Annotated in this window: 21 protein-coding genes and 1 pseudogene; 17 read left to right on the forward strand and 5 right to left on the reverse strand. The window is 71.6% G+C overall.

Features of this window, described 5'->3' with window-relative positions; all coding sequences use genetic code 11:
- Nucleotides 1-119 precede the first annotated feature (119 nt).
- The 5 genes from pyrH (at nt 120) to ACSMXO_RS08775 (ending at nt 5720) form a co-directional block, all read left to right on the forward strand.
- Nucleotides 120-887, forward strand: a complete 768-nt coding sequence (pyrH, locus tag ACSMXO_RS08755) for a UMP kinase (RefSeq protein ID WP_318395367.1) — start codon at nt 120-122, stop codon at nt 885-887.
- Between the two features lie 84 nt (nt 888-971).
- Nucleotides 972-1529, forward strand: coding sequence for a ribosome recycling factor (gene frr / locus ACSMXO_RS08760; protein ID WP_318395474.1), 558 nt, complete (start codon nt 972-974; stop codon nt 1527-1529).
- Nucleotides 1529-3028, forward strand: coding sequence for a phosphatidate cytidylyltransferase (locus ACSMXO_RS08765; RefSeq protein WP_455417325.1), 1500 nt, complete (start codon nt 1529-1531; stop codon nt 3026-3028). Before frr ends, ACSMXO_RS08765 begins: the two co-directional genes overlap by 1 nt.
- A 103-nt stretch (nt 3029-3131) precedes the next feature.
- Nucleotides 3132-4265 carry a 23S rRNA (adenine(2503)-C(2))-methyltransferase RlmN gene (gene rlmN / locus ACSMXO_RS08770; protein WP_455417326.1) on the forward strand — a complete coding sequence of 378 codons (1134 nt, stop codon included), beginning with the start codon at nt 3132-3134 and terminating at the stop codon, nt 4263-4265.
- Between the two features lie 102 nt (nt 4266-4367).
- The gene (locus ACSMXO_RS08775) at nt 4368-5720 is read left to right on the forward strand and encodes a DivIVA domain-containing protein (protein ID WP_455417327.1); all 1353 of its coding nucleotides are present in this window, start codon (nt 4368-4370) and stop codon (nt 5718-5720) included.
- 233 nt (nt 5721-5953) lie between these two features.
- On the opposite strand, the gene ACSMXO_RS08780 is transcribed toward ACSMXO_RS08775, so the two are convergent.
- Nucleotides 5954-6178 (reverse strand): hypothetical protein, encoded by a 225-nt coding sequence (locus tag ACSMXO_RS08780; RefSeq protein WP_346255909.1) that lies wholly within the window; start codon nt 6176-6178, stop codon nt 5954-5956.
- A 277-nt stretch (nt 6179-6455) separates the two neighbouring features.
- On the opposite strand from ACSMXO_RS08780, the gene ACSMXO_RS08785 reads away from it, so the two are divergent.
- Nucleotides 6456-8048: a Rieske 2Fe-2S domain-containing protein gene (locus ACSMXO_RS08785; protein WP_455417328.1), complete on the forward strand. Its 1593-nt coding sequence runs from the start codon at nt 6456-6458 to the stop codon at nt 8046-8048.
- A 126-nt stretch (nt 8049-8174) separates the two neighbouring features.
- On the opposite strand, the gene ACSMXO_RS08790 is transcribed toward ACSMXO_RS08785, so the two are convergent.
- A complete protein-coding gene (locus ACSMXO_RS08790; protein ID WP_346255911.1) occupies nt 8175-9788 on the reverse strand; it encodes a phytoene desaturase family protein in 1614 nt (537 codons plus the stop codon).
- A gap of 328 nt (nt 9789-10116) precedes the next feature.
- Here ACSMXO_RS08790 and ACSMXO_RS08795 point away from each other — a divergent pair, with 328 nt between their 5' ends.
- The 5 genes from ACSMXO_RS08795 to ACSMXO_RS08815 all read left to right on the forward strand — a co-directional run bounded on the left by ACSMXO_RS08795 (nt 10117) and on the right by ACSMXO_RS08815 (nt 15972).
- A complete protein-coding gene (locus tag ACSMXO_RS08795) occupies nt 10117-11340 on the forward strand; it encodes a macrolide family glycosyltransferase (RefSeq protein WP_455417329.1) in 1224 nt (407 codons plus the stop codon).
- A gap of 3 nt (nt 11341-11343) precedes the next feature.
- Nucleotides 11344-11835, forward strand: coding sequence for a hypothetical protein (locus tag ACSMXO_RS08800; protein ID WP_455417330.1), 492 nt, complete (start codon nt 11344-11346; stop codon nt 11833-11835).
- Nucleotides 11832-12776, forward strand: coding sequence for a hypothetical protein (locus ACSMXO_RS08805; protein WP_455417331.1), 945 nt, complete (start codon nt 11832-11834; stop codon nt 12774-12776). The genes ACSMXO_RS08800 and ACSMXO_RS08805 overlap by 4 nt, the downstream gene beginning before the upstream one ends.
- A 344-nt stretch (nt 12777-13120) precedes the next feature.
- Entirely contained in the window at nt 13121-15283 is a 2163-nt protein-coding gene (locus tag ACSMXO_RS08810) for an MMPL family transporter (RefSeq protein ID WP_455417332.1), read from the forward strand.
- Nucleotides 15284-15429: 146 nt separating this feature from the next.
- Nucleotides 15430-15972 (forward strand): GNAT family N-acetyltransferase, encoded by a 543-nt coding sequence (locus ACSMXO_RS08815; protein WP_346255916.1) that lies wholly within the window; start codon nt 15430-15432, stop codon nt 15970-15972.
- 64 nt (nt 15973-16036) lie between these two features.
- On the opposite strand, the gene ACSMXO_RS08820 is transcribed toward ACSMXO_RS08815, so the two are convergent.
- The gene (locus ACSMXO_RS08820; RefSeq protein ID WP_455417333.1) at nt 16037-16351 is read right to left on the reverse strand and encodes a hypothetical protein; all 315 of its coding nucleotides are present in this window, start codon (nt 16349-16351) and stop codon (nt 16037-16039) included.
- On the opposite strand from ACSMXO_RS08820, the pseudogene ACSMXO_RS08825 reads away from it, so the two are divergent.
- A pseudogene (locus ACSMXO_RS08825) lies at nt 16344-16400 on the forward strand (hypothetical protein); the annotation flags it as partial. The gene ACSMXO_RS08820 and the pseudogene ACSMXO_RS08825 overlap by 8 nt on opposite strands.
- A 56-nt stretch (nt 16401-16456) precedes the next feature.
- Here ACSMXO_RS08825 and ACSMXO_RS08830 read toward each other — a convergent pair.
- On the reverse strand, nt 16457-16906 hold the full coding sequence (locus tag ACSMXO_RS08830) for a hypothetical protein (RefSeq protein ID WP_346256310.1): 450 nt from the start codon (nt 16904-16906) through the stop codon (nt 16457-16459).
- A gap of 308 nt (nt 16907-17214) precedes the next feature.
- Nucleotides 17215-18066, reverse strand: a complete 852-nt coding sequence (locus tag ACSMXO_RS08835) for a S1C family serine protease (RefSeq protein ID WP_455417334.1) — start codon at nt 18064-18066, stop codon at nt 17215-17217.
- Between the two features lie 140 nt (nt 18067-18206).
- On the opposite strand from ACSMXO_RS08835, the gene ACSMXO_RS08840 reads away from it, so the two are divergent.
- The 5 genes from ACSMXO_RS08840 (at nt 18207) to ispG (ending at nt 24902) form a co-directional block, all read left to right on the forward strand.
- Nucleotides 18207-20432 (forward strand): sensor histidine kinase, encoded by a 2226-nt coding sequence (locus ACSMXO_RS08840; RefSeq protein WP_346255918.1) that lies wholly within the window; start codon nt 18207-18209, stop codon nt 20430-20432.
- Nucleotides 20429-21070 (forward strand): DNA-binding response regulator, encoded by a 642-nt coding sequence (locus ACSMXO_RS08845; protein ID WP_346255919.1) that lies wholly within the window; start codon nt 20429-20431, stop codon nt 21068-21070. Before ACSMXO_RS08840 ends, ACSMXO_RS08845 begins: the two co-directional genes overlap by 4 nt.
- Nucleotides 21071-21269: 199 nt before the next feature.
- Nucleotides 21270-22481, forward strand: a complete 1212-nt coding sequence (gene dxr, locus ACSMXO_RS08850; RefSeq protein WP_346255920.1) for a 1-deoxy-D-xylulose-5-phosphate reductoisomerase — start codon at nt 21270-21272, stop codon at nt 22479-22481.
- The gene (locus ACSMXO_RS08855; protein WP_455417335.1) at nt 22481-23722 is read left to right on the forward strand and encodes a M50 family metallopeptidase; all 1242 of its coding nucleotides are present in this window, start codon (nt 22481-22483) and stop codon (nt 23720-23722) included. Before dxr ends, ACSMXO_RS08855 begins: the two co-directional genes overlap by 1 nt.
- A 7-nt stretch (nt 23723-23729) precedes the next feature.
- Complete coding sequence (ispG, locus tag ACSMXO_RS08860; RefSeq protein WP_318395350.1) at nt 23730-24902, forward strand: flavodoxin-dependent (E)-4-hydroxy-3-methylbut-2-enyl-diphosphate synthase; 1173 nt, start codon at nt 23730-23732, stop codon at nt 24900-24902.
- Nucleotides 24903-24932 lie beyond the last annotated feature (30 nt).

The raw sequence follows: 24932 nt of genomic DNA on the forward strand, positions 1-24932 counted from the left end.
ACGGACGGGAGGCCGCAGGTGTACGTGACGGACACCGCGGCCTCCTCGTCACGTAGGGTCAGCAGCGGCAGGTTGGCTGAACTGGGCGCCGGCGTACCGGCGTGGGAAAGGCGGGTCGGATGACGCAGGTTGTGAGTGACCGGACCCTGGCGGCGGACGATCCGACGGCACCGCCGCCCGGGCGGGCCCGCCGGGTGGTACTCAAGCTCTCCGGCGAGGTCTTCGGCGGTGGGGCGATCGGCGTCGACCCGGACGTCGTCCAGGCCATCGCCCGGCAGATCGCAACCGTGGTACGCCGGGGCGTGCAGGTCTCGGTGGTGGTCGGCGGCGGCAACTTCTTCCGTGGCGCGGAGCTGCAGAAGCGCGGCATGGACCGGGCCCGGGCCGACTACATGGGCATGCTCGGCACCGTGATGAACTGCCTCGCGCTCCAGGACTTCCTGGAGAAGGAGGAGATCGAGACCCGGGTGCAGAGCGCGATCACGATGGCCCAGGTGGCCGAGCCGTACATCCCGCTGCGGGCCATCCGGCACCTGGAGAAGGGCCGGGTGGTGATCTTCGGCGCGGGGGCCGGCATGCCGTACTTCTCCACCGACACCGTCGCCGCGCAGCGGGCCCTGGAGATCCGCGCCGACGTGGTGCTGATGAGCAAGAACGGGGTGGACGGCGTCTACACCGCCGATCCGCGTACCGACCCCGACGCCAGCAAGCTCGACAAGATCACCTTCTCCGAGGTGCTGCGTCGGGGTCTCCGGGTCGCCGACGCCGCCGCGTTCAGCCTCTGCGAGGAGAATGGCCTGCCGATGCTGGTGTTCGGCGCCGAGGGTGACGACACCATCATCCGGGCGGTCGCCGGCGAGCCGATCGGCACGTTGATCACGACGTGAGTCGGGCAGGAGCCCGGGCCGACGGGTGGGGGTCCGGGTGGAGTTTTCGGGAGCAGTAGCCAGCAGAGGGAGGCGAAGGAGCAGGTGATCGACGACACCCTCCTCGAGGCCGAGGAGAAGATGGAACGCGCGGTCGAGCACGCCAAGGAGGAGTTTGGCGCCATCCGCACCGGGCGGGCCACTCCGGCGATGTTCTCCAAGATCATTATTGACTACTACGGCAGTCCCACCCCGCTGACCCAGATGGCCTCCGTCGGGGTGCCCGAGCCGCGGATGGCGATTATCAAGCCGTACGACGCGTCGCAGTTGCAGGCCATGGAGAAGGCGATCCGCGACTCCGATCTCGGCGTCAACCCCAACAACGAGGGCAACCAGCTGCGTATCCTGCTGCCACAGATGACCGAGGAGCGGCGCCGGGACATGATCAAGGTGGCCCGGCACAAGGGCGAGGAAGCCAAGGTGGCGATCCGGAACATCCGCCGGCGTGGCAAGGAGGAACTCGACCGCATCGTCAAGGACGGCGAGGCGGGCGAGGACGAGGGCCGGCGTGCCGAGAAGGAACTGGACGACCTCACCCACAAGTACGTCTCCCACGTCGACGAGTTGGTGAAACACAAGGAAACCGAGTTGCTCGAGGTCTGATGTCCCACGTCGACCCCTACGGCGGTACCACGGAGCCGCGTGGCTGGCAGCGGCCGGAGCAACCACGCGGCCGGGAGTGGTCCCGTGGCCCGGGGCACCAGGACGGGCCGGCGGGCCGACAGTGGCCGGCCGGCGACGACGACGCGTGGGCTCGGGCGCGGCACGGCGTCGCCGCGCCCGACGCCTATTCGGCCCCGACGGACGCGTATCCGGTCAGCTCGGAGTCCCGTCCGGCGGCTCCGGAGGCGTATCCGAGCCCGCCGGACGGCTACCCGGCCGCGCCGGACGGCTACCCGAGCGCGGCGGAGAGGTATCCCGCCGTACCGCAGGGCTATCCGGGTGCGGCCGGCGGCTCGGACGCCGGCCGGTGGCCGGGTGGGGCGACCGGGCACCGCAACGGTCAGCTCGCCGAGGGCGTACCGGATCCGACGGCGGATTGGCGTTCTCCCGAGCCGGCCGGTGGGCCGACACGTCCCGAGGGCGGCGTGGCGGGGTACCGCGATCGGACCGACCACCTCGGCGGTGGCGCCCTGGCCGGCGCCGAGCCGGCGGTGGACGCTCCGACCAACCCGGTCGGCTGGCCACTGGTCGACCCGGACCCGCAACCGGACCCCGATCCGGCGCCGGCGACCCGGCCCGGCCGCGGCCGGCGTCGGGCGACCCGGTCGGGCAAGCCCGCCGGACAGTCCCGGGCCGGCCGGAACCTGCCGGCCGCGATCGGCGTCGGACTCGTGCTCGGCGCGGCGATCGTCGTGCCGCTCTTTCTGTTCCGCCCGGCGTTCCTGGTCGTGGTGGCGCTCGCGGTCAGCGTCGGCATCTGGGAGATGACCCGGGCGGTACGCCCCGCCGGGATGCGACCGCCGCTCGTGCCGCTGGTCGCCGGCGGGCTGCTGATGGTCGGGCTGGCCTGGTGGGCCGGTCCGGACGCGCTCAGCCTGGGGCTGCTGGTGACCGTGCTGGCCACCATGGTCTGGCGGCTCGGGGACGGGCCGGCGGGCTACCAACGGGACATGACCGCGGCCACCCTGATCGCGGTCTACGTGCCGTTCCTCGGCGGGTTCGCGGCGCTGCTCGCCGCCGAGCCGGCCGACGGCGACCTGCGGGTACTGGTCACCCTGGTCGCGGTGGTCCTCTCCGACACCGGCGGGTACGCGGCCGGAGTGGCCTTCGGCAAGCACCCGATGGCCCCCTCGGTGAGCCCGAAGAAGTCCTGGGAGGGCTTTGCCGGGTCGGTGCTGGCGGCTGCCGTGGGCAGCTCCCTGCTGCTGGCGTACCTGCTCGACGTGGAGTTCTGGTGGGGTGCCCTCTTCGGGGTCGCGGTCTCGGTCGCGGCCGTCCTCGGCGACCTCGCCGAATCCATGATCAAGAGGGACCTCAAGGTCAAGGACATGAGCAACCTGTTGCCGGGGCACGGTGGGCTGATGGACCGGCTGGACTCGATCCTCTTCGCGGTGCCCACCGCCTACCTGCTGCTGGCGATCTTCGTCCCGGCCGGCTGAGAGGTGAGATGAGCCTGCACATCCGCGAGCTGCGGGCCTGGTCACGGGTTCGGCACCGCCGGCCAGGTGCGTTGTCGCGCCGACGTGGGAGACTGGACGGGCCATGACGAGCCTGCCCTTGATCCAGATCGCGCCGGACGACCCGACCGGGTCTACGTCGCGTCGCGCGGCGATGCCGCCCCGACACCTCGCCGACCTCGACCTTCCCGGACGGAAGGCGGCCGTCACCGAGCTGGGGGAGCCCGCGTTCCGGGCCCGGCAGATCTCCACCCACTACTTCGGCCGGCTGGTCCGTGACCCGGCGCGGATGACCGACCTGCCCGCCGGCGCCCGGGACCGGATCGCGGCCGAGTTGCTGCCGAACCTGCTCACCCCGGTACGCGAGGTCGCCACCGACGACGGCGCGACCCGCAAGGCGTTGTGGCGACTACACGACGGATCTCTGGTGGAGAGCGTGCTGATGGGTTACCCGGACCGGGTCACCGTCTGCATCTCCAGCCAGGCCGGCTGCGGCATGGCCTGCCCGTTCTGCGCCACCGGTCAGGCCGGGCTGACCCGGAACCTCTCCACCGCCGAGATCGTGGACCAGGCCGTGTACCTCGCCGGGGTGGCCGCGTCCGGCGCGATCGCCGGTTCCCCGTCCCGGCTGTCCCACGTGGTCTTCATGGGCATGGGCGAGCCGCTGGCCAACTACGCCCGGGTGGTGGCCGCCGTCCGGCGGTTGACCGCGCCCGCCCCGGAGGGGCTCGGTCTCTCGCAGCGGCACATCACCGTCTCCACCGTCGGTCTGGTCCCCGCGATGCGCCGGCTGGCCGACGAGGGACTGTCGGTGACTCTTGCGTTGTCGCTGCATGCGCCCGATGATGAGCTGCGCGACGAACTGGTTCCGGTCAACCAGCGGTGGAAGGTTGCCGAGGTGCTGGACGCCGCATGGCACTACGCGGAGCGTACGGGGCGTCGCGTGTCCATTGAATACGCGATGATCAGGGATGTGAACGACCAGCCGTGGCGTGCCGACCTCCTCGGTCGGCTGCTGGCCGGTCGACTGACCCACGTGAACCTGATCCCGCTCAACCCGACTCCGGGGAGCCGCTGGGACGCGAGCCCGAAGCCGGTAGAGCGGGAGTTCGTCCGGCGGCTCCGCGCGGCCGGTGTCTCGACGACCGTTCGGGACACCCGGGGGCGCGAGATCGACGGGGCGTGCGGCCAGCTGGCCGCCGCGGCGGTGACGCAGTGAGCGACCGGGTCAACAGGCTTAGTAGTGCCGCTTGCGGCGCCGACGCGCGTGGCGGGGCGGCGGCGTGAGCGAGCGAAGCGAGCGAGCGAACCAGGAGACATAGTGGCGAGTCAGGGTCAGCGTTTCCGGCGCAAGGCGCTCCGGCGGGGCTACAAGGTCGATGAGGTCGACACGTTCCTGGATCGTGTCGAGGCCACGCTCGCCGGTGAGCCGCTGGGCGCGCCCGTCGCCTCCCAGGAGGTGCACGACGTCGTCTTCCGGGTGCGCTTCGGCGGGTACGACGAGTGGCAGGTGGACCTGCACCTCGACCGGGTGGAGCGGCAGATCGCCGAGCTGGAGGAGCGCGGCGGCGGTCGGGGCGGGGACCCGCGGCTCGCCGACCGGGGGATACCGGAGCGGATGGGTCCGCCGGACCGGATGGGTCCCCCCGACCGGATGGGTCCGCCGGACCGGATGGGCCCCCCCGACCGCATGGGTCCGCCGGACCGCATGGGTCCTCCCGACCGGATGGGGCCGCCGGACCGGATGGGGCCACCGATGCGCGACGACCGGGGTCTTCCGCCCGGCCAGCTTCCGCCTCGGCCGATGCCGGCCCAGGCCGGTCCGCCCAACGACCCCTACGGCCAGTACGACGAGCCGACCGGCACCTTCGGCGGCTTCGGCGGCCAGCGGGGCGGCTTCGAGCCGCAGCGCGAAGGGCGGGAGCCGCAGCGAAGTGGTTTCGATCCGCAGCAGCGCGGCGGTTTCGAGCCCCAGCGTGGCGGTTTCGAGCCCCAGCGCGGTGGTTTCGATCCGCAGCGGGGCGGGATGGAGCCACCGCAACGCGGGATGGAGCCACCGCAACGCGGCGGGTTCGAGCCGCAGCGGGGTGGTCCGCCCGAGCCGCAGCGGGGTGGCTTCGATCCGCAGCGGGGCGGGTTCGATCCGCAGCGCGGCCCGGGGGCACCACTTCCGCCGCGTACGCCGGGCGGCCCGGGCGCTCCGGGGGCGCCGCCCGGCGGGTTCGGGGCGAACGAGCGCTTCGACGGTTTCGACGCGGGGCGGCCGAGCCGGGCGGACATGACGGCCGAGATACGGATGCCGGAGCGGGACCTTCGTGGCTCGGGGCGTGGCATGGGCGACGCCCTGCCGCCGATGCCCGGGCCGGCCGGGCCGCCGATGGGGGGCCCGCCGGCGGGCGGTCCGCCGCTGATGGGCCCACCCGGTAGCGAGATGGCCCGGATCGACCACATCCGGCGCTCCTTCCAGGTACGCCGGTTCGGCAGCGGCTACGACCCGGACCAGGTCGACCGGTTGTTCGAGGGGATCCTCGGCAGCATGGCGGGGCGGGGTCCGATGCCGGTCAACCCTGCCGACCTCGACACCACCCGGTTCGGACTGGTCCCTGGCGGCTACTTCGAGGCCGAGGTCGACGCCGCGCTCAAGGAGGTCAAGGACCTGCTGCTCGGCCAGTGACACGAATCCGGCCGCTGTCACACACCCGGCCCGGTCGCGCATCCGGCCCCGCCCCGGGGCCGGATGAACCGCAGCCGGCGCCGATCAGCGCCGGCCGCCACCCCGCCCAGGTCGAGGACGGGTCTGTCGAGCCTGCTGGGCAGGTCTCCCCGGCGTCGCCGTCGAGGGACAGGAACGCCGGCGGTGCTGAGGACCGCCGACGGTCGAGGGTCGGGAACGCCGAGGGTCGAGGGTCAGGAACGCAGGCCGTTGCGGCGCAGGATCGCGTCGCCGACGACGGCGAGGACCAGGGCGGCGGCGATCGAACCGAGCCAGATCTTCGCGATGCCGCTGACCTCGTTGTTGTTGAACATCATCAACACCAGCGCCGCCGCAGAGAGGATCGCGCCGATCTGGCCCGCCTTGCGGTGCCCCGGCTTGCGTTGGTCGGGTGACGTCACCGGCTCGCTTCCAGCCACTTTCCGGTCCTTTCCTCACGATCGGATGCTGGTAAGTCTGGCATGTGCCGCCCGGCGTACGGCGCACGGGCCGGACCTTCCGCCGCAGCCGGCTCTGCCCGGTACAGCGCCTCGGCACGGCCCGGCGCCGCGCTCAACGCTCCGTCCTCGGCAGGGCTCCGGCGCGATCGGGTGGCGCAACCGGCCGTCCCGGGTCGGCCGGTACGGGGCCTCCGGTAGCGTTTGGGCGTACACCTGTGATCGCCTGTGGCGAGGGACGAGATAGGGGGACCGTGCGGTGCGGTTGACCGGTACGGGACACGCGAGCATGCGGATCGACACCGGTGCGGGCAGCATTCTGTGCGACCCGTGGGTCAACCCGGCCTACTTCGCCTCATGGTTCCCTTTCCCGGACAATTCACAGCTCGACTGGGAGAGCCTCGGCGACGTCGACTACCTCTACGTCTCGCACCTGCACCGGGACCACTTCGACGCGGCGCACCTCACGCGCTTCGTCTCCAAGAAGGCGACCGTCCTGCTGCCCGAGTACCCCACCTCTGAGCTGGAGGACGAGCTGCGGGAACTCGGCTTCACCAGCTTCCTGAAGACGAAGAGCGAGGAGGTCGTCGAGCTGGACGGCGGCCTCAAGGTGATGATCCAGGCGCTGACCAGCCCCACCGACGGCCCGATCGGCGACTCCTCGCTCTGGGTGGAGTACGACGGGGTGCGGCTGCTGAACCAGAACGACGCCCGCCCGACCGACCTCGGCGTCTTCGCCGAGTTGGGGCACGTGCACGCGCACCTGCTCCAGTTCTCCGGCGCGATCTGGTATCCGATGGTCTACGAGCTGCCCAGCGCGGCGAAGACCGCGTTCGGCAAGCAGAAGCGGGACCGGCAGATGGACCGGACCATCCGCTACATCGACGACCTCAAGGCGTCCTGGGTGTTCCCGATCGCCGGCCCGCCGTGCTTCCTCGACGACGAGCTGTGGCAGTTCAACGACATCCACGGCGACGAGGGAAACATCTTCCCCGACCAGCAGGTCTTCCTCGACCACTACACCGGGCTCGGCTACGACAACGGGGTGATCCTGCTCCCCGGCAGCGTCTCCGAGATCGGCACGGACACCGTGCACACCACCCACCCGGTGCCGGACGTGCGGGAGTTCTTCGCGCGCAAGGAGGAGCACCTGCGGGAGTACCAGGAGCGCTCCCGGCCGGTGATCGAGGCGGCGAAGGCGTCCTGGCGGCACCCGGAGATCGACGTACTGGCCGAGATGAAGCGCCGGATCGAGCCGCTGCTGGACGAGTCGATCTATCTCGCCAAGGGGGTCGGCGGGCCGGTCCGGTTCGACCTGGTCGGCTACGACGGCGAGTCGGTCGAATCCATCCTGGTGGACTTCCCGGGCAAGGAGGTCCGGCCGTACGCGGACGAGAAGGTCCGCTACCGGTTCCGTACCGAGCGGGCGCTGGTCGAGCACCTGCTGCACATCGAAGAGGTGGACTGGGTCAACTCGCTCTTCCTCTCCTGCCGGTTCTCGGCGGCGCGGATCGGCCAGTACAACGAGTTCGTCTACGCCTTCTTCAAGTGCCTCTCCGAGGAGCGCCTCCAGTACGCCGAGGGCTGGTACGACGAGCACGAGCGGGCCACCGACGCCGAGGACATCACCCTCGGCGACTGGGTGGTGCAGCGGCGCTGCCCGCACCTGAAGGCGGACCTGACCCGGTTCGGCATCGTCGAGGACAACCAGCTCACCTGCCAGTTGCACGGCTGGCGGTTCGACCTGGCCAGCGGGCGCTGCCTGACCAGCGTCGGGCACTCGATCCGGGCGCACCGGGTCGACGAGACCCCGGCGACCGCGACCGCCGCCGAGTCCGAGAGCGCGGGCTGAGCCCCACCGCCACCCTGGGACGGCGGAGCCCGCCGGCCCGAGGCGGGACCGGAGCCGGCGGAGCTGCCGGCCCGAGGTGGAGCCGGGACGGTGGCCGAGCCGGAACTCAGGCGGCCGAGCCGGAACTCAGGCGGCCGGGCCGAACCGACCGAGGTCGGTGAGGATGCGGCGAGCCGCGTTGTGCCCGGCCGCGCCGATCACACTGCCGGCGGGGTGGCACCCGGCACCGCCGGCGTAGAGTCCGTCGATCCCGGTGGCGTACGGCATCCGGTCGGTGAACGAGACGGTGTTGTCGACGTGGTGGATGTGCCCGCCGGTGATGCCGAAGTGCGCCTCGATGCCGGGTGGGGTCAGCGGCACGGCGTCGGCGACCAGCCCGGTGGTGCCGGGGGCGTACCGGTCGCAGATCTCCAGCAGCCGGGCCACGTATCCGGGCAGCAGCTCGTCCCAGGAGCCGCCGGTCGGGGCGTACGGGACGGACTGCACGAAGAGCGCCGACGAGTGGTGCCCGGCCGGGTCTTTCAGCGACGGGTCGACGGTGGTGTGCAGGTACCACTCGATGGTCGGCTCGTCCGGCAGCCGCCCGGCCCGCACGTCCGCCCACATGCCGCGCAGCGCCGCCATCGGCGAGTCGCCGGCCGAGCCGGGCAGTAGCGCCGCGGAGCCGGGCAGCAGGTGGATGGTGGCGCCGAACGGGCTCGGCGCCCCCTCGGGCAGGCAGGAGAAGTCCGGCAGCCCGGCGAGCGCCAGGTTGACCTTGAGGGTGGTGCCGGTGCGCCGGACCGCCGCCATCCGTTCGGTGAGCGCGGCCGGCAGCGCGCCGTCGGGCACCAGCTCCATCAGCCGGTACGGGTCACCGGCGCCGAGCACCACCCCGGCGCTGACGCTCCGCCCGTCGTCGAGTACGACTCCGCTGGCCGCGCCGCCGTCCATGGTGATCGCGGCGACCGGGGTACCGCTGAAGAGCCTCGCCCCGGCGGCCCGGGCGGCGTCGGCGAAGGTGCGGCTGACCGTACCCATCCCACCGGCCACGATCATCCAGGTGCCGCCCGCCCCGGGCAGCCGGCACATGTTGTGGGCCAGGAAGTTGTAGCCGGTACCCGGGTCGTCCGGCCCGGCGTTCAGCCCGGAGACGCCGTCGGTGACCGCGTACATCGAGACCAGCAGCTCGGAGCGGAAGTCGAACCGGGCGAGGTAGTCGGCAACCGAGCCGCGTACCAGGTCGACGAAGACCTGGCGCAGCGCGGGCCGGATGTAGCGGTCGGCGGTCTCCGGCACGGGCAGCGGCTCGGCCAGCCAGGCCGGCGCCAGGTCGTCGCGGAGCGCGGCGAGTTCGGCCTGCATCGCGTCGTCGGCCGCCACGTCGGCCCGGGAGAAGAACCGTTCCATCTGCTGCCGGGTCGTCTCCCGGTCGGCCCCGAAGAGCAGGTACGGCGAGCCGGGCCCGCCCGGGGTGGGCAGGAAGTAGTGCGGGTCCCGGCGCAGCACCGGCAGCTTCACGTCGAGCAGCCGGATCAGCTCCGGCGGCATCAGGCCGAGCAGGTACGAGCCGGTGGAGTGCCGTAGCTGCGGCACCTTGGGGAACGGGTTCTCGGTGCGGGCGGCCCCGCCGAGCGTGTCGGCGGCCTCCAGCACCACCACGTCGAGGCCGGCCCGGGCCAGCAGGATCGCGGAAACCAGGCCGTTGTGGCCGGCGCCGACGATCACGACGTCGGCGCGGGAGGGTAGCTCGGCGGTCATGCTCGGGAAGCCTAGTTCGGTTGGGCCGCCCCGGTGCGAGCTTGGCCGTTGCCGGTGCGCGGCTACCGGCGTCGTGTCGGATGGGCATGTCCGGCCTGTTCAGCGAGCTGGCACAACGTCTTGACCTCGCGATCGGCGAGCAGGCCGGACACGAACCCGGTCGCGGTGCGGTGCGGCTCGACCCGCTCGAACCTGCATGCGGAACGTGGCGAGTACCTTGTCCACGGCACTATGCCATCCGGCAGCGTCTACGCTGTGATCGAGAAAGGCGGATCGTGATCGTTACATGTTGCCGGGCGCTGACCCCATTCCTGTCCGGGGTCGGCCGATGAGCACAGTCGCGTTCCTCAACATCGCCATGCATGGGCACATCAACCCGACGCTGCCGGTCGTGGCCGAGCTTGTTCGTCGGGGCCACTCCGTCACCTACCACACGACGCCTGCCTACGCCGAGGAGATCGCGGCTACCGGCGCCCGAGTGCTCCTCTACTCCGGGGATGACCAGCCGCTCTCCGGCCCGCCGACGCCGGTCACGGTGATGGAGCAGCTTGCCCGCACCGCCGTACGCGTGCTACCCGCCGTACTCACCGATCTGCGCGGCGCCCGGCCCGACCTGATCGTGCACGACTCCCTCTGCCTGTGGGGGCCGGTGGCAGCCCGGGAACTCGGCGTGCCGGCAGCGTCGTCGTTCACCACGTTCGCGTTCAATCGGCACGTGCCCAGCCCCACCCACGGCTCCTGGGAGCTGCTCGCCGCGGCGGCGGCCCTGCCCCGGCACGCCGGGGGGTACCTGAAGTCGCGCTGGGAGCTGCGCCGCCGGTACGACACGCGCGAGGTGCCCCTGGTCGACCTGGCGAACATCCGTCAGCCGCTCAACCTGGTCTACACCTCGCGAGCGTTCCACCCCGAGGTCGACAGTTTCGACTACTCCTACCGGTTCGTCGGACCGAGCATCGGTGCCCGCCCAGTTGACTCGTCGTTTCCGGTCGAGCGGCTGCCGGACCCGGTGCTCTACGCCTCGCTCGGCACGGTGTTCGGTGCCGACCGGCGGCTGCTGCGCAGCTTTGCCGACGCGCTCGCCCCGCTGGGTGGCACCGTGATCGTCTCCACCGGACCCACCGATCCCGCCGCGCTCGGCCCGCTGCCGGCCAACGTGATCGCCCACCGCTCCGTACCGCAGCCGGAGGTGCTGTCCCGCGCAGCGCTGTTCATCACCCACGGCGGGGTGAACAGCGTCAACGAGGCCCTGTACGCGGGCGTCCCGATGCTGGTGGTCCCGCAGGGCGCTGACCAGTCGTTGGTGGCCTCCCGCATCGTCGAACTCGGTGCCGGCCTCGCGATCCGCACCGAGGACGTCAACGTGGAGGTCGTGCGCGCCCTCGCCCAACGTGTGCTCGGCGAGCCCCGATTCCGGGCCGCCGCGAGCACCCTGCAGGTCGCCCAGCGTCAGGCAGGCGGCTATTCGCGCGCCGCCGACGAACTCGAGCGCTATCTGCGGCAGACCGGCCCGTTGACCGAGCCGGACTCTGCCGATCTGCCACCGCGGGGCTGACCGATGTCCACTGTCGTTATCATCCTGCTGCTGTTCGCCGGGCTGTCCGAGGCCGTCGGGCGTCTCCTGCCCGTGGTGGCACGCCTGTCTGGTGTGTCGCACACCAGGGTGGTGGGGATGGTGCTGGGCGGCGCCGTGGTCGACGGCGCGGTATTCGCGCTCTGGCCACTGTCCGCCTGGACCCTCGCCGAACTGGTGCTGCCCACCTCACCGGGCGACGAGGCTGCGCTGGTCTGGACACCAGGCCTGGCCGCCCCGCTGTTGCTTGCCGCAATCCTCGCGTTCCCGCTGCTCGGGCCGCTACTGCACCTGCTCCTCATGGTGGGAGTGGGGGCCGGCCTCGCCACCGAGCTCGCCTCGGTGACCGGGATCGGCTGGTGGGATGCCGCCGGCTGCGTAGCCGTCGCGGGAATCGCGCTCGGCGTCGCCGTCGAGGGTATTCGCCGCCTGGTCGTGAGGCTCAACACGCCAAGAACACCGGAGCCGCTCGCATGATGGAGTTTGCGCTTCTGCTGCTGCTCGGTGGGGTCGGACCGGTCCTGATCGCCGAAGCTCTGCTCGCCCGCTACGAGGTGCTGGTCTATGCAGCAGGCTGGCGGACCCCCACGATCGTACGCCCCAAGGGCTTGCCCCCGGCCCGAGGCGCGGACGCGGACCGCCCCCCGGACGCCTACCTGGTCTATCTGGACGGTATCGGGAAACGCCGCTTCCACGACACCCGCGACGGCGGCCGACTGGTCAAGTCCCTGATCGCCGGAGCGCCGGAGCTCAGGGTGCTGGGCCAGGTGCAGCCGTACTCCCCGCTGGCCCTTCCGCTCGCCGACCGGCCGGTGTGGAAATGGCTGCGCCGCCACATCGGTCTGGTGCTGTTCCTGCACAACGTGATGCAGACCTTCGTCGCCGCCGACCGCCGGTACCGACCCCTGTACAACCGCGCCGTCGGCTCGCAGATCGCCACTCAGCTCCGGTACGCCGGTTACCAGCCTGACAGTGGTATCCCGGTGGTTATGCTCAGTTACAGCGGCGGCGCCCAGGTCGCCACCGGCGCGGTGGAGGAACTGTGGTCCCAACTGCGCTCCCCGCTCTGGCTGATCACTCTCGGCGGGTTCCACAACGGCGCCAACGACATCAGCCACGCCCAGCACCTCGACCGGCTCACGAGTACCGGCGACCGGATTGAGCGAGTCGGCACCTGGATGTTCCCGCAGCGGTGGCGACTGTTCCGCTGGAGCGGATGGAACCGGGCTCACCGGGATGGCAAGATCACGGTGCACCGGCTCGACCCGGCCACCCACGTCGGTCCGCGCAGCTACATCAGCCCGAAGGCCCGGCTACCCGATGGTCGCAGTCACCTCGACCGGACCGCCGACACCGTGATCGCGCTGATCCGGGACCGCCTCAGCGCGACCGCGGAATCCGACGGTCCAGTGCCTTGAACGACTTGACCAGTGCACCTCAGGTACGGCAGTCGGTCATGCCGTTGGCTCGCGGGTGGGCGCGCCAACCCGATTGAGGTGCTCGTGGCGCGGGATCAGGGCGCGATGCCGCGCGGCCGGATGCGCCGTCTGGATCTGGAACCAGTCGACCGGCGGTGCTTGCCGGGCTGTCGAAGCACATAATCGTTTGCGGGCCCGGCACGAGCCTGTTGCCTAATTTCGGGGCGTGCGGGCGTCTTGGCGTGCGTCCTGGGTGTTCCGCGCCCGGTGCGCGCGGTCGGGGCAGCTGCGGTTTGGTTGCTGTGCGGCCTTTTCTGGTAGCGGCCGACGGGGGAGGCGAGACGATGTTCGCGTGGTGGGGTAGGGCGGTGGTCCGACTCCGCTGGGCGGTGCTCGCCGCCGGACTGGTGTTGGTCGCGGTCGGCGCCACCTGGGGGACCGGGGTGTTCGGCTCGCTGACCGGCGGGGGTTTCGAGGATCCGGGCAGCGAGTCGGTCCGCACCCACGAGCGGATCACCGCCGAACTCGGCAACCAGAGCGTGGACCTGCTCGTCCTCTATTCCAGCCCGGACAGCACCGTCGAGCAGCCCGCCTTCCGCGACCCGGTCACCGCCACCCTGGACCGGCTCCGCCAGCACCCCGAGGTGGCCAGCGTGACGAGCTGGTACGAGACACAGGCTCCGGCCCTGCTCTCGACCGACCGGCACGCCACATACGCGGCGGTGCGGCTGCGGGCGACCGACCCCGACGAGCAGGCCGAGGCGTACCGGGAACTGCGGCCGGCCCTGGACACGCCCGGGGTCCGCACCGAGGCCGGCGGCACGGTGGCCTTCCTCGACGAGGCGAACGAGCAGAGCAAGGAGGACATCACCCGGGCCGAGATGCTCTCAGCGCCGGTCCTGCTGGTGCTGCTCATCCTGATCTTCCGTGGACTGATCGCCGCCGCGACGCCACTGCTGGTCGGCGGGCTGGCTATCCTCGGCGGCTTCGTCGCGGTACGCCTGATCGGCACGGTCACCGAGGTCTCCGTCTTCGCCATCAACATCATCACGCTGATCGGCCTCGGCATGGCCGTCGACTACGCCCTCTTCGTCGTCAGCCGGTTCCGCGAGGAACTTGCCGCCGGCCGGTCCAGTACCGAGGCCATCCGGCGCACCATGAGCACCGCCGGCCGGACCGTACTGGTCTCCGGGCTCACCATCGCGACCGCGCTGGCCAGTCTGCTGATCTTCCCGCAGTCGTTCCTGCGCTCGATGGGACTGGGCGGGATCGCCGCCGTCCTGGTCGCCATGCTTGCCGCGCTGACCGTACTGCCGGCCCTGCTGGCGGTGCTCGGGACCCGGATCAACGCCCTGGCCGTACGCCTGCCGTGGCAGCGCCGGCTGGACAGTGCCGCAACGGCGGGGATCGGCGGCTCCGGTGCCTGGGCCTGGCTGGCCCACAGCGTGATGCGGCGACCGGTGCTCTACCTGCTGGGCGTGCTCGCGGTGCTGGCCGTGCTGGCCGCCCCCTCGCTGCGGATGGAGGCCGGCGGCTTCGACGAGCGGGTACTCCCGGCCGACGCGGTGCCCCGGATGGTGGCCGAGCGGATCGAGTCGGACTTCCCCGGCGGCAGCGTCGGCCCGGTCGAGGTACTCCTCTCCGGCGCTCCCGCCGCCGACGCACAGCGGTTCGCCGACACGCTCCGACAACTTCCCGGAGTGACCGGTGTGCAGCCGACCGCGAACCGGGGCGACTCCACGCTCTTCTCGGTGACCTATCCGGGCGAGCCGACCGGCCCGGTGGCCGAGCGGGTGGTCCGGCTGATCCGGGACCTGCCGGCACCGGCCGGCGCGGAGGTGCTCGTCGGCGGGCGGCCCGCCTTCGACGTGGACCTGCTGGACAGCCTCACGGCGCGACTGCCGTTGATGGCCCTGATCATGGCGTCGGCAACGCTGGTGCTGCTCTTCCTCGCCTTCGGGTCGGTGCTGCTGCCGATCAAGGCGGTGCTGATGAACCTGGTCTCGATCGGCGCGTCGTTCGGCGTGGTGGTCTGGATCTTCCAGGATGGACACCTCGCGGACTGGCTCGACTTCACCCCGACCGGCTTCATCGAACCGAGCAATCCGATCCTGATGCTGGCGGTCCTCTTCGGACTCGCCACCGACTACGAGATCTTCCTGCTCTCCCGGGTACGCGAGGAGTGGGACGCCACCGGCGACAACACCGCCTCGGTGACCGCCGGCCTCCAGCACACCGGGCGGATCATCACCGCCGCCGCACTGCTGCTGATCGTGGTGGTCGCCGGGTTCGCCACCGGCGGCGTGGTCTTCGTCAAGCTGATCGGGATCGGGATGATCGTGGCGATCGTCGTCGACGCCACGCTGGTGCGGGCGCTGCTGGTGCCGGCCACGATGCGGCTGCTCGGCCGGTGGAACTGGTGGGCGCCGGGCCCGCTGGCCAAGGTCTACCGCCGGTACGGCGTCCGCGAGTCGGCGGCCGACCTCGCCGGTCGCTACGACGGTTGAACTGGGCTCCACCGAGACGGCCTTAACCCGTCCCCTAAAGTCTGACTTGTCGGGCGCCTCGACCGAAGCCTGACCGGGCCACGCCGCGCCACGCCGCGCCGTAAATGGCTGTTCAACTGGGTGCCGGTTGACTAGCATCCGGCCGCGTGACGATCTACGAGACCGAGCGGCTGGTGGTCCGCGATTGGACGCTGGAGCCCGACGACCTGGCCCGGGTCTACGACACGTACTCCCGGCCCGAGGTGGTCCGGTTCCTCAACGCGCCCACGCTGCCGCTCCGCGAGCCGGCCGGGGCCGCCGAGACGGTACGCCGCTGGCATGCCCGCAACGCCGGGTTCGGCGCCGGGTACGGCATCTGGGCGATGCAGCGCCGGGATGACGGCCGGGTGGTCGGCACGATACTGCTGAAGCCGATGCCCGGACGCGACGAGGGAAAGCTGACCGACGATATCGAGGTCGGCTGGCACCTGCACCCCGACTCCTGGGGGCACGGCTACGCCACCGAGGCGGCCCGGGGCGCGGTCGAGCGTGCCTTCGCCGCCGGGGTGCCGGAGATCTACGCCGTGGTGGCGCCTGGCAACGAGGCGTCGATGGCGGTCGCCCGTCGGCTCGGTATGGCCCCGATCGGCCGGCGTACCGACTGGTATGGCGGCGAGGAACTGGAGACCTTCCGACTCAGCCGCCCGTGAGCGGTCCCGGGCAGGCCCTGATCAGCGCGAGAGGCAACCGAGGTCAGCTTCGGCGCGGCCGGACCTAGCCGAGGAACCGGGCGAACAGGGCCGCCGGGTCGGGGCCGGGGGGTGGGTTGAGCCGGTACAGGTCGGCGGTGGCGGCGAAGAACGCCGCACCCAGGTACACGTGCAGCCCGACCCGGTCCTCGCGGTAGTCCGTCGAAACGCGTGGGCGGCAGGTTCGCGCCGATCCGAGGCCCCGCCGGGTACGTCCGCAGCCCCGCCGGGTGCGGCGGAACCGGCGGGTACGGCGGAACCGGCGGTGCTGGGTTGAACCCGGACTGTTGCAGACCGAGGCGTACGCGCGGGCGCTGCTGGCCAGCGGCGGGCTGCTCACCGCCGAGCAGGTGGAGGAGCAGGTGGCGACGCTGCTGGCCCGGCAGGAGATCCTGACCCGACCCGATCCGCCGATGTTCACCGCCGTGATGGACGAACGGGCAGCTCAGTCGATGCCGGCCTGGGCCTTGCTGCACGCGGTGTCGGCCTGGCGCAGTGCCGTGCTCAGCCTGCTCTCGTTCCGGTCGCGGGCAGCGTCGAACATGTCCTGCGCCCGCCGCATGCACGGCAGCAGGACGTCGCGTTCCTTGGTGACGTCGGACAGGTTGTCCTTCGTGGTGGTCAGTTCGGTGGTGAGGTCGCTGACCTTCTTCTCGGTCTCGGCGATCTTCGCGTCCCGCTGCGTTACGGTGTCGCGCTGCTCCTGAAGTTGGGTGTTGAGGTCGGATCTGGTCTCGCGTAGCTCACCGCGCTCGTTGAAGTACAGGCCGAAACCGACACCGCCGAGGACGAGGAGCGCGACCGACAGGATCGCGAGGAGCAGCGTGGCACGCCCCCTGAACACGGGCGGCGGCCCCGACGCGTACGACGGCGCCTGGGCCTCGGCGGCTGCCACACCCGGCGCATACGGCATACCCGGGGTATGCGGCGTGCCGGGCGCATACGGCGTGCCCGGGGCATACGCCTGCTGCGCGGGGAAGGCCTGCGTCGCCGGTTCGGAGGTGGGTGGTGCGGAGGTCGGCGGGGCCGCCGCAGGCGACACCGACGGCGCCGGAGGGACCGGCTGCGTGGGCGCCTGAGGGTAGCCGCCGGCCGGGTAGGGCTGGTGGGGCTGGTGCGGCTGGTGGGGTGCGGCTGGCGGACGGTACTGGGTGTCCTCCGGCCCGTACGACGGGTACGACATGGGTTCCTCCGCGGTGTTGATCAGCAGACGTGAAAGGTCGCGCAGGCGGTCTGGATCGGCACGGCGAGCCCGATGCCCTCCGCGTCACGGGCCTTCGCGTCGGCGATCCCGACGACCTCCCTGTGCGTGTTGACGACCGGCCCGCCGGAGCTGCCGGGATTGACCGGCGCATCGAACTGGATCATCGACCCGGGTCCGTCGGTACGCTCACGCACCGCGCTGACCACGCCGGTCGTGACGGTCTGGGAAAGGCCGAGCGGCGTGCCGACGACCAGGACGTTCTCGCCGGGATCGGGGTCCTCGGCGGCAGGCGGCAGTCCGGTGAACACGGCGTCGACCCTCAACAGGGCGATGTCCTGCGACTGGTCCACGTCCGCGATCTGGGCGGTGTACCGCTTGCCGTCACGCTCGAGCTTCACCGACCTGCCGTTGCGCGACCAGACCGGCTCGATCACGTGAAAGGCGGTCAACACGTTGGTGCGCCCGGTCGTAGTGGCCTTTCCGACGGCGAACGCACTGCCGGTGAAGTCGTCCGCGATCACCTGGAAGACGCTGGGCAGCACGGCGGCTGCGACCCGCTGCGGATCGAAGGCCTGCTCGTTCTGCTTCTCGACCGAGGAGAGCCGGCCGTCCAGACTGTCCAGTCGCTGGTCGGTCCCGTCCGCGGCGGCCTCCGCGTCACGTTGTGCCCGGGTCACGTCGCCGCGCAACTGATCGATCTGTACCGCCTGCACGACGACGATCACCGCGAGCCCGATCAGGACGGCTGTGGCTGCCAGCGCGGCGGCCCAGCGCAGCCCGGTCGCCCAACGCAACGGCTTCGACGGCCGGGGCGAAGCCGGAGTGGCCGGGTACGGCACCCCTCCCGTCATGGCACCCCCCAACTACACGCTGTCCTACCTGCGTCATTGAGCGTATCGATCGTGTGGGGTGGGTAGTGGTGGTCGTTCGACCACCAGCGGCACCCGGAATGTGACAGCGCGGCGATACCATGAGCGTCGTGCCGGGCCCGGTGGAACAGAGGCTCCTCCGTCAGGGACTGATCTACGCACTCGGGCTCCGCGTCGTCGTGATCGGTCTGTCCAGTTCGGCCTACCTCGCGCTCGCTCCGGTGCCCGACCGGGCGGTGGCCGTGACCGTGGTGGCCGCCTTCAACGGCTGGAGCCTCTGCTACGCCGCCGCCCTGGTGCGGGGCTCCCGGTCGGTCCGCCGCTGGCTGCCGCTCGCCGACGTCGCGGCGGTCTGCGCCGCCTGCCTGACGCAGCCCTGGACCGTCACCTCGGACCCGCGCGGGGGCGGAACGTGGATCTTCGTCGCCCTGAACCTGGTGGTCGTCACCTACCCCTGGCAGCTCGACTGGCGGCTGCTCGCCGGGGCCACGCTCACCATCGTGACCGCCTACTACGTTGGCGCGACGCTGGCCGATCCGGGCGGCTGGCTCGTCGACCCGTCGATCGGGCCCTGGACGGCCGCCGAGGCAGCCCTCTCGTGGGGGCTCTACCGGTTCGTCCGGCGTGGTGCCCGCGCCGCGGACCGGACCATCGAACGCACTGCGGAACTGCGGCACGCCGCGACGGTCGCGGCGGCCCGGCGACGCGACGAACGGGAGTACCTCGCGGCACTGCACGACACCGCAGCCGCGACGCTGCTGATGGTGGGCGGCGGCGTGGTTGCCCGGACCGAGCCGTGGCTCGCCGAGCAGGCCCGCCGCGACCTGCGGGAGCTGGGGCGCTCCGAGGAGGTGCTGCACGGCGAGGCAGACCTGGTCCCGTTGCTGCACGAGGTCGCCGACAACGCTCTCCCGCACATCGCCTGGCAGACTCCCGACTCCCTGCCGTTGCCGGCCGCGGACGCGGTGTCGCTCAGTCGCGGCGTGCGCGAGGCGTTGACAAACGTCGTCCGGCACGCGGGGACCGACCGGGCCGAGATCCGGGTGGAACACGACGCCGATCGGGTCACCGTGCAGATCGCTGACCAGGGCCGAGGTTTCGACCTCGCCCGCGTCGGCAGCCACCGGTACGGGGTGACCCGATCACTTGTTGAGCGGATGATCCGGATCGGCGGTGAGGCGCGGATCCAGAGCCGTCCCGGCCATGGTACGACGGTCACCCTCAGCTGTCCCCGGACCGTCCCCGACCTCGGCGGCAACGACCAGGAGATCATCGCCGGCTCGTTCCAGCGCGGCCTGCGCTGGGCCGTCGTCGTCATGTCCCTGGCGATCCTCCTGTTTCTCGATCTGCCGCGCCTGCTGTCCAGCCGCGAGGCGTACGCCGCGTTCTGGCCCCAGGTCGTCACCTGGGCCGGCCTGGTCGCGGTGACCCTGGCCGTGGCCCTCGCCACCTGGCGCGACCGCCCGCTCGGCCGGTGGCGTCCGGCACTGCTCGTGCTGGTCTTCGCGCTTTCCGCCCTGGCGACCGCGTCGGTGCGACCGGAGTACCTGCTCGGCGCCGCGCACTGGTCGGAGGGGGACGCGGGCTGGCAGGTCGTGCTGCTCATGATGGACGGTCGGATCCCCGCTTTCGTCGCCGTCCTCGCCGCCCACTACCTCATGACGTTCGGGCAGGCCGCCGGAGCCGGCCAGGCCGCCCTGAGTGTCGCCGGTGCGGTGAGCGCCACCTGGGCCGTGCTCGCCTACCAGCTCGCGATCGCGATGATCGCCGCCGTCCTGCGGGGCATGGCGACCTCGTCCGCCCAGGCGCTGCGCGCCGCCGAACGGGTGCGCACCTCCGACGCGGTCGCCCGGCACCTGCACGCGGACCGGACCAGCAGGCTTTCCGGGTTGTCGGCCACCGCCGTACCACTGCTGGCGGGCCTGGCCTCCGGGGAACTGGACCCGGGCGACGAGTCCGTGCGCCGGATGTGCGCGGCCGAAGCCGCCCGGATGCGCCGGCTCATCGCCACCGACGGCGCCGCCGACTCGCTGTCGCACGAGTTACGGGCCTGCATCGAGCAGGCCGAGCGCAACGGCGTCTCGGTCTCCTTCGCGGAGTGCGGCACCCGCCCCGAGTTGCCACCACTGGTCTGCCAGCGGCTCGTCGAGCCGGCCATCGCCGCCCTCGCCACCGCTCGTGGCAAGGCCCGGCTCACGGTCGCCAGCACCCGCGAGACGGTGACCGTCAGCGTCGTCGCCGCGTGTTCGGCCCCACCACCGATGCCTGACGGCGACGGGGTCCGGCAGTCCACGACGGTCGTCGGAGATCGCCTGTGGATCCAGGCCGCCTGGCAGGGAGAACGATGATCACTGCGGTAGTCGTGGACGACCATCCCGTCGTCATCGCCGGGGTGCGTGCCTGGTGTGCCCTGGCCGATCCGCCGATCAGCGTCGTCGCCGCCGGCCCGACCGTCTCCGTCGCCTGGCTCGACCCGGGCGACCGGGCCGACGTCGTCGTCCTCGACCTCCAGCTCGACGTCACCGGTCCCGCGTACGGCGACCTGAAGCGACTCGTCGACGCGGGCCGCCAGGTCGTCGTCTACAGCATGCGGAGCGACCGGGACAGCGTCCTCACCGCCCTCGACATCGGCGCCTTCACCTATCTCACCAAGGCCGAGGGGGAGGAGCACCTGGTGGCCGCCATCACGGCCGCCGCGGCCGGGACGCCGTACACCCCACCTGCCCTCGCCGGTGCCTTCGGCACCGACGAGCGCCCGCAGCGGCCCCGGCTCTCCCCCCGCGAGCACCAGGTGCTGATCGAATGGTTCCACTCCGAATCGAAGGAGATGGTCGCCCGCCGCCTTCGGCTCACCGTCCATCGGGTCAACTCCTGCCTCGAACGGGTACGCATCAAGTACGCCAACGTCGGCCGCGAGGCACCCACCAAAGCCGCCCTCGTCGCCCGGGCACTGCAGGACGGCCTGATCACCACCGACGAACTCTGACCGCGACAGGGCGAACTCTGACCGCGACAGGGCGAACACTGGCAGCGCCCAGGTGGTGCGCCGGCCCGGCCGGGAGGTGACCGCCTTCCGGCCGGGAGGTGACCGCCTTCCGGCCGCCCGACGAGGCCGGGAGAGGCACCTCGGGGTGCGGGACCGAGGCTGCGGCGGACGTCCGGCGACGGTCAGGGAGAATAGCCGGGTGAGTTCTCCGCGCGAGGTCGTCCTGCTCGGCTCGACCGGCTCGATCGGTACCCAGGCGATCGACATAGTCCGGCGCAACCCGGACCGGTTCCGGGTGGTCGCGCTCGGTGCCGGCGGCGGCAACGTGGCCCAGCTCGCCGCCCAGGCCCTCGAACTCCGGGTCGAGGCGGTCGGGGTCGCCAAGGCATCCGCCGCGCAGGACCTGCAACTCGCCTTCTACGCCGAGGCCGCCAAGCGGGGATGGGCCAGCGGCGACTTCAAGCTTCCCAAGATCGTCGCCGGGCCGGCCGCAATGGCCGAGCTGGCCGAGTGGCCCTGCGACATCGTGCTCAACGGGGTCGTCGGTTCGCTGGGGCTGGCGCCCACCCTGGCAGCGCTGCGCGCCGGGCGTACCCTCGCGCTGGCCAACAAGGAGTCGCTGGTGGCCGGGGGGCCGGTGGTCCGCGCCGCCGTCGCGCGACCGGACCAGATCGTGCCGGTCGACTCCGAGCACTCGGCGCTGGCCCAGTGCCTGCGCGGCGGCAGCCGCGCCGAGGTACGCCGGCTGATCCTCACCGCCAGCGGCGGACCGTTCCGGGGCCGGCGGCGGGACGAGCTGACCCGGGTCACGCCGGAGCAGGCGCTGGCCCATCCCACCTGGAACATGGGGCCGGTGGTCACGATCAACTCCGCCAACCTGGTGAACAAGGCGCTGGAGGTGATCGAGACCCACGAGCTGTTCGGCGTGCCGTACGACCAGATCGACGTGGTGGTGCACCCGCAGTCGATGATCCACTCGATGGTCGAGTTCGTCGACGGCTCGACGCTGGCCCAGGCCAGCCCGCCGGACATGCGGCTGCCGATCGCGCTCGCCCTCGGCTGGCCGGACCGGGTCGCCGGGGCCACGCCCGCGGTCGACTGGACGGCGGCCCAGAGCTGGCGCTTCGAACCGCTGGACGAGGCGGCGTTCCCGGCCGTACGCCTGGCCAAGCAGGCCGGTGCGGTCGGCCGCTGCCGCCCGGCGATCTACAACGCGGCCAACGAGGAGTGCGTCGCCGCCTTCCTGGCCGGCCGGCTGCCGTTCCTCGGCATCGTCGACACGTTGGAACGGGTGTTGGAGGCGGCCCCGGATTTTGCCGAACCGGGTAACGTCGAGGAGGTGCTCGCCGCCGAATCCTGGGCGCGGGCGCACGCCCAGGAGATCATCGCGGAAGCGGTGGAAGGAGCCTGATGCTGTATCTGCTCGGGGTGGTGGCGTTCGCCCTGGGGATCCTGATCTCGGTGAGCCTGCACGAGGCCGGGCACATGCTCGTGGCCAAGCGGTTCGGGATGAAGGTCACCCGTTACTTCGTCGGCTTCGGCCCCACCATCTGGTCGTTCCGGCGGGGTGAGACCGAATACGGCCTCAAGGCGATCCCGCTGGGCGGCTTCTGCAAGATCGTCGGCATGACGCCGCAGGACGACGACGTCGACCCGGCGGACGAGCCCCGGGCGATGTGGCGGTACCCGCTCTGGAAGCGGACCGCGGTGATGGCCGCCGGCTCGGTGGCGCACTTCACCCTCGCCATCGTGACCCTCTGGTTCGCCGCGATCTTCATGGGGCTGCCCAACCCCGACTACCCGACCAACACCGCGGAGATCCGCAACGAGCCGGCCCGGATCGAGCTGGCGCCCTGCGTGGTCCGGGAGAACGCGGCCCGGGCCTGCCAGCCCGGCGATCCGGCGAGCCCGGCGGCCCAGGCCAACCTGCGCAGCGGCGACGTGATCACCGCGATCGGCAGCACCCCGGTGGCCAACTGGGGCCAGATGCTGGACGCCGTGCGGGCGACCAAGCCGGGACCGGTGCAGGTGACGTACCTGCGGGACGGCACGACCCAGACCGCCCAGGTCAACCTGGCCGAGGCGCAGCGCCCGCCACAGGACCAGGCGGACGGCCCGGTCGGCCCGGTCTCGGCCATGGGCGTCGGGCTCGGCACTCCGCCGACCGTCACCTACAGCCCGATCGGTGCCTTCGGCGCCACCGCCGACTTCACCGGCGAGATGGCGGTCAACACCGCCAAGGCGATCCAGCGGATCCCGCAGAAGATCCCGGCCCTCTGGGCGGCGATCACCGGTGAGGAGCGCGACGTCGACACCCCGATCAGCGTGGTCGGGGCGAGCCGGCTCGGTGGCGAGGCCGTCCAGCACGGCCTCTGGGAGGTCTTCGTCCTCCTCTTCATCTCGCTGAACTTCTTCATCGGCGTCTTCAACCTGCTTCCGCTGCTGCCGATGGACGGCGGGCACATCGCCATCGCCTGGTTCGAACGGGTCCGCTCCTGGCTCTTCGCCCGGCTCGGCAAGCCCGACCCCGGGCGGGTCGACTACTTCAAGCTGATGCCCGTAACGTACGCTTTGATCCTGATCGGCGGCGCGTTCACGCTGCTCACCATCACCGCCGACGTGGTCAATCCGATAACCCTGATCCAGAGGTGAAGAAAGAGTGACCGCCGTCAGCCTCGGCATGCCCGCCGTACCGCCGCCACCGCTGGCGACCCGGCGGGTCAGCCGACAGATCAAGGTCGGTTCGGTACTGGTCGGGGGCGGCGCGCCGGTGTCGGTGCAGTCGATGACCACCACGTTGACCGCCGACGTCAACTCGACGCTCCAGCAGATCGCCGAGCTGACCGCCTCCGGCTGCCAGATCGTCCGGGTGGCGGTGCCGTCCCAGGACGACGTGGAGGCGCTGCCGGCGATCGCCAAGAAGTCGCAGATCCCGGTGATCGCCGACATCCACTTCCAGCCGAAGTACGTCTTCGCGGCGATCGACGCCGGCTGCGCGGCGGTACGGGTGAACCCGGGCAACATCCGGCAGTTCGACGACAAGGTCAAGGAGATCGCGGCGGCGGCCTCGGCGGCCGGGGTACCGATCCGGATCGGGGTCAACGCGGGCTCACTGGACAAGCGCCTGCTGGCGAAGTACGGCAAGGCCACCGCCGAGGCGCTGGTCGAGTCGGCGCTCTGGGAGTGCTCGCTCTTCGAGGAGCACGGCTTCCGGGACATCAAGATCTCGGTCAAGCACAACGACCCGGTGGTCATGATCCGGGCATACCGGCAGCTCGCCGAGCAGTGCGACTATCCGTTGCACCTCGGGGTGACCGAGGCGGGGCCGGCGTTCCAGGGCACGGTCAAGTCGGCGGTGGCCTTCGGCGCGCTGCTCGCGGAGGGGATCGGCGACACCATCCGGGTCTCGCTCTCCGCGCCCCCGGTCGAGGAGATCAAGGTGGGCGCCGCCATCCTGGAGTCGCTGGGGCTGCGCGAGCGCGGCCTGGAGATCGTCTCCTGCCCGTCCTGCGGCCGGGCCCAGGTCGACGTCTACAAGCTGGCCGAGGAGGTCACCGCCGGCCTGGAGGGGCTGCCGGTGCCGCTGCGGGTGGCGGTGATGGGCTGCGTGGTCAACGGTCCCGGTGAGGCGCGGGAGGCGGATCTCGGGGTGGCCTCCGGCAACGGCAAGGGGCAGATCTTCGTCAAGGGCCAGGTGATCAAGACTGTGCCCGAGGGGCAGATCGTGGAGACCCTGATCGAGGAGGCAGTCCGGCTCGCCGACGAAATGGGTGCCGAGCTGCCCGAGGAGCTGCGCGACCTGGTCGTCAAGCCCACCGTGACGGTGCACTGACCGCCGCCCCGGGCACCGGCGGCGGTGGTC

It is taken from the genome of Plantactinospora sp. DSM 117369, from assembly GCF_053764795.1.

Bases quoted from the DNA above. Each gene is read 5' to 3' on its own strand.
- pyrH (WP_318395367.1), top strand. From the start codon at position 120: ATGACGCAGGTTGTGAGTGACCGGACCCTGGCGGCGGACGATCCGACG.
- ACSMXO_RS08835 (WP_455417334.1), bottom strand. From the start codon at position 18,066: ATGACGGGAGGGGTGCCGTACCCGGCCACTCCGGCTTCGCCCCGGCCG.
- ACSMXO_RS08765 (WP_455417325.1), top strand. From the start codon at position 1,529: ATGTCCCACGTCGACCCCTACGGCGGTACCACGGAGCCGCGTGGCTGG.
- ACSMXO_RS08795 (WP_455417329.1), top strand. From the start codon at position 10,117: ATGAGCACAGTCGCGTTCCTCAACATCGCCATGCATGGGCACATCAAC.
- ACSMXO_RS08810 (WP_455417332.1), top strand. From the start codon at position 13,121: ATGTTCGCGTGGTGGGGTAGGGCGGTGGTCCGACTCCGCTGGGCGGTG.
- ACSMXO_RS08800 (WP_455417330.1), top strand. From the start codon at position 11,344: ATGTCCACTGTCGTTATCATCCTGCTGCTGTTCGCCGGGCTGTCCGAG.
- ACSMXO_RS08805 (WP_455417331.1), top strand. From the start codon at position 11,832: ATGATGGAGTTTGCGCTTCTGCTGCTGCTCGGTGGGGTCGGACCGGTC.
- ACSMXO_RS08790 (WP_346255911.1), bottom strand. From the start codon at position 9,788: ATGACCGCCGAGCTACCCTCCCGCGCCGACGTCGTGATCGTCGGCGCC.
- ACSMXO_RS08855 (WP_455417335.1), top strand. From the start codon at position 22,481: ATGCTGTATCTGCTCGGGGTGGTGGCGTTCGCCCTGGGGATCCTGATC.
- rlmN (WP_455417326.1), top strand. From the start codon at position 3,132: ATGACGAGCCTGCCCTTGATCCAGATCGCGCCGGACGACCCGACCGGG.
- ACSMXO_RS08845 (WP_346255919.1), top strand. From the start codon at position 20,429: ATGATCACTGCGGTAGTCGTGGACGACCATCCCGTCGTCATCGCCGGG.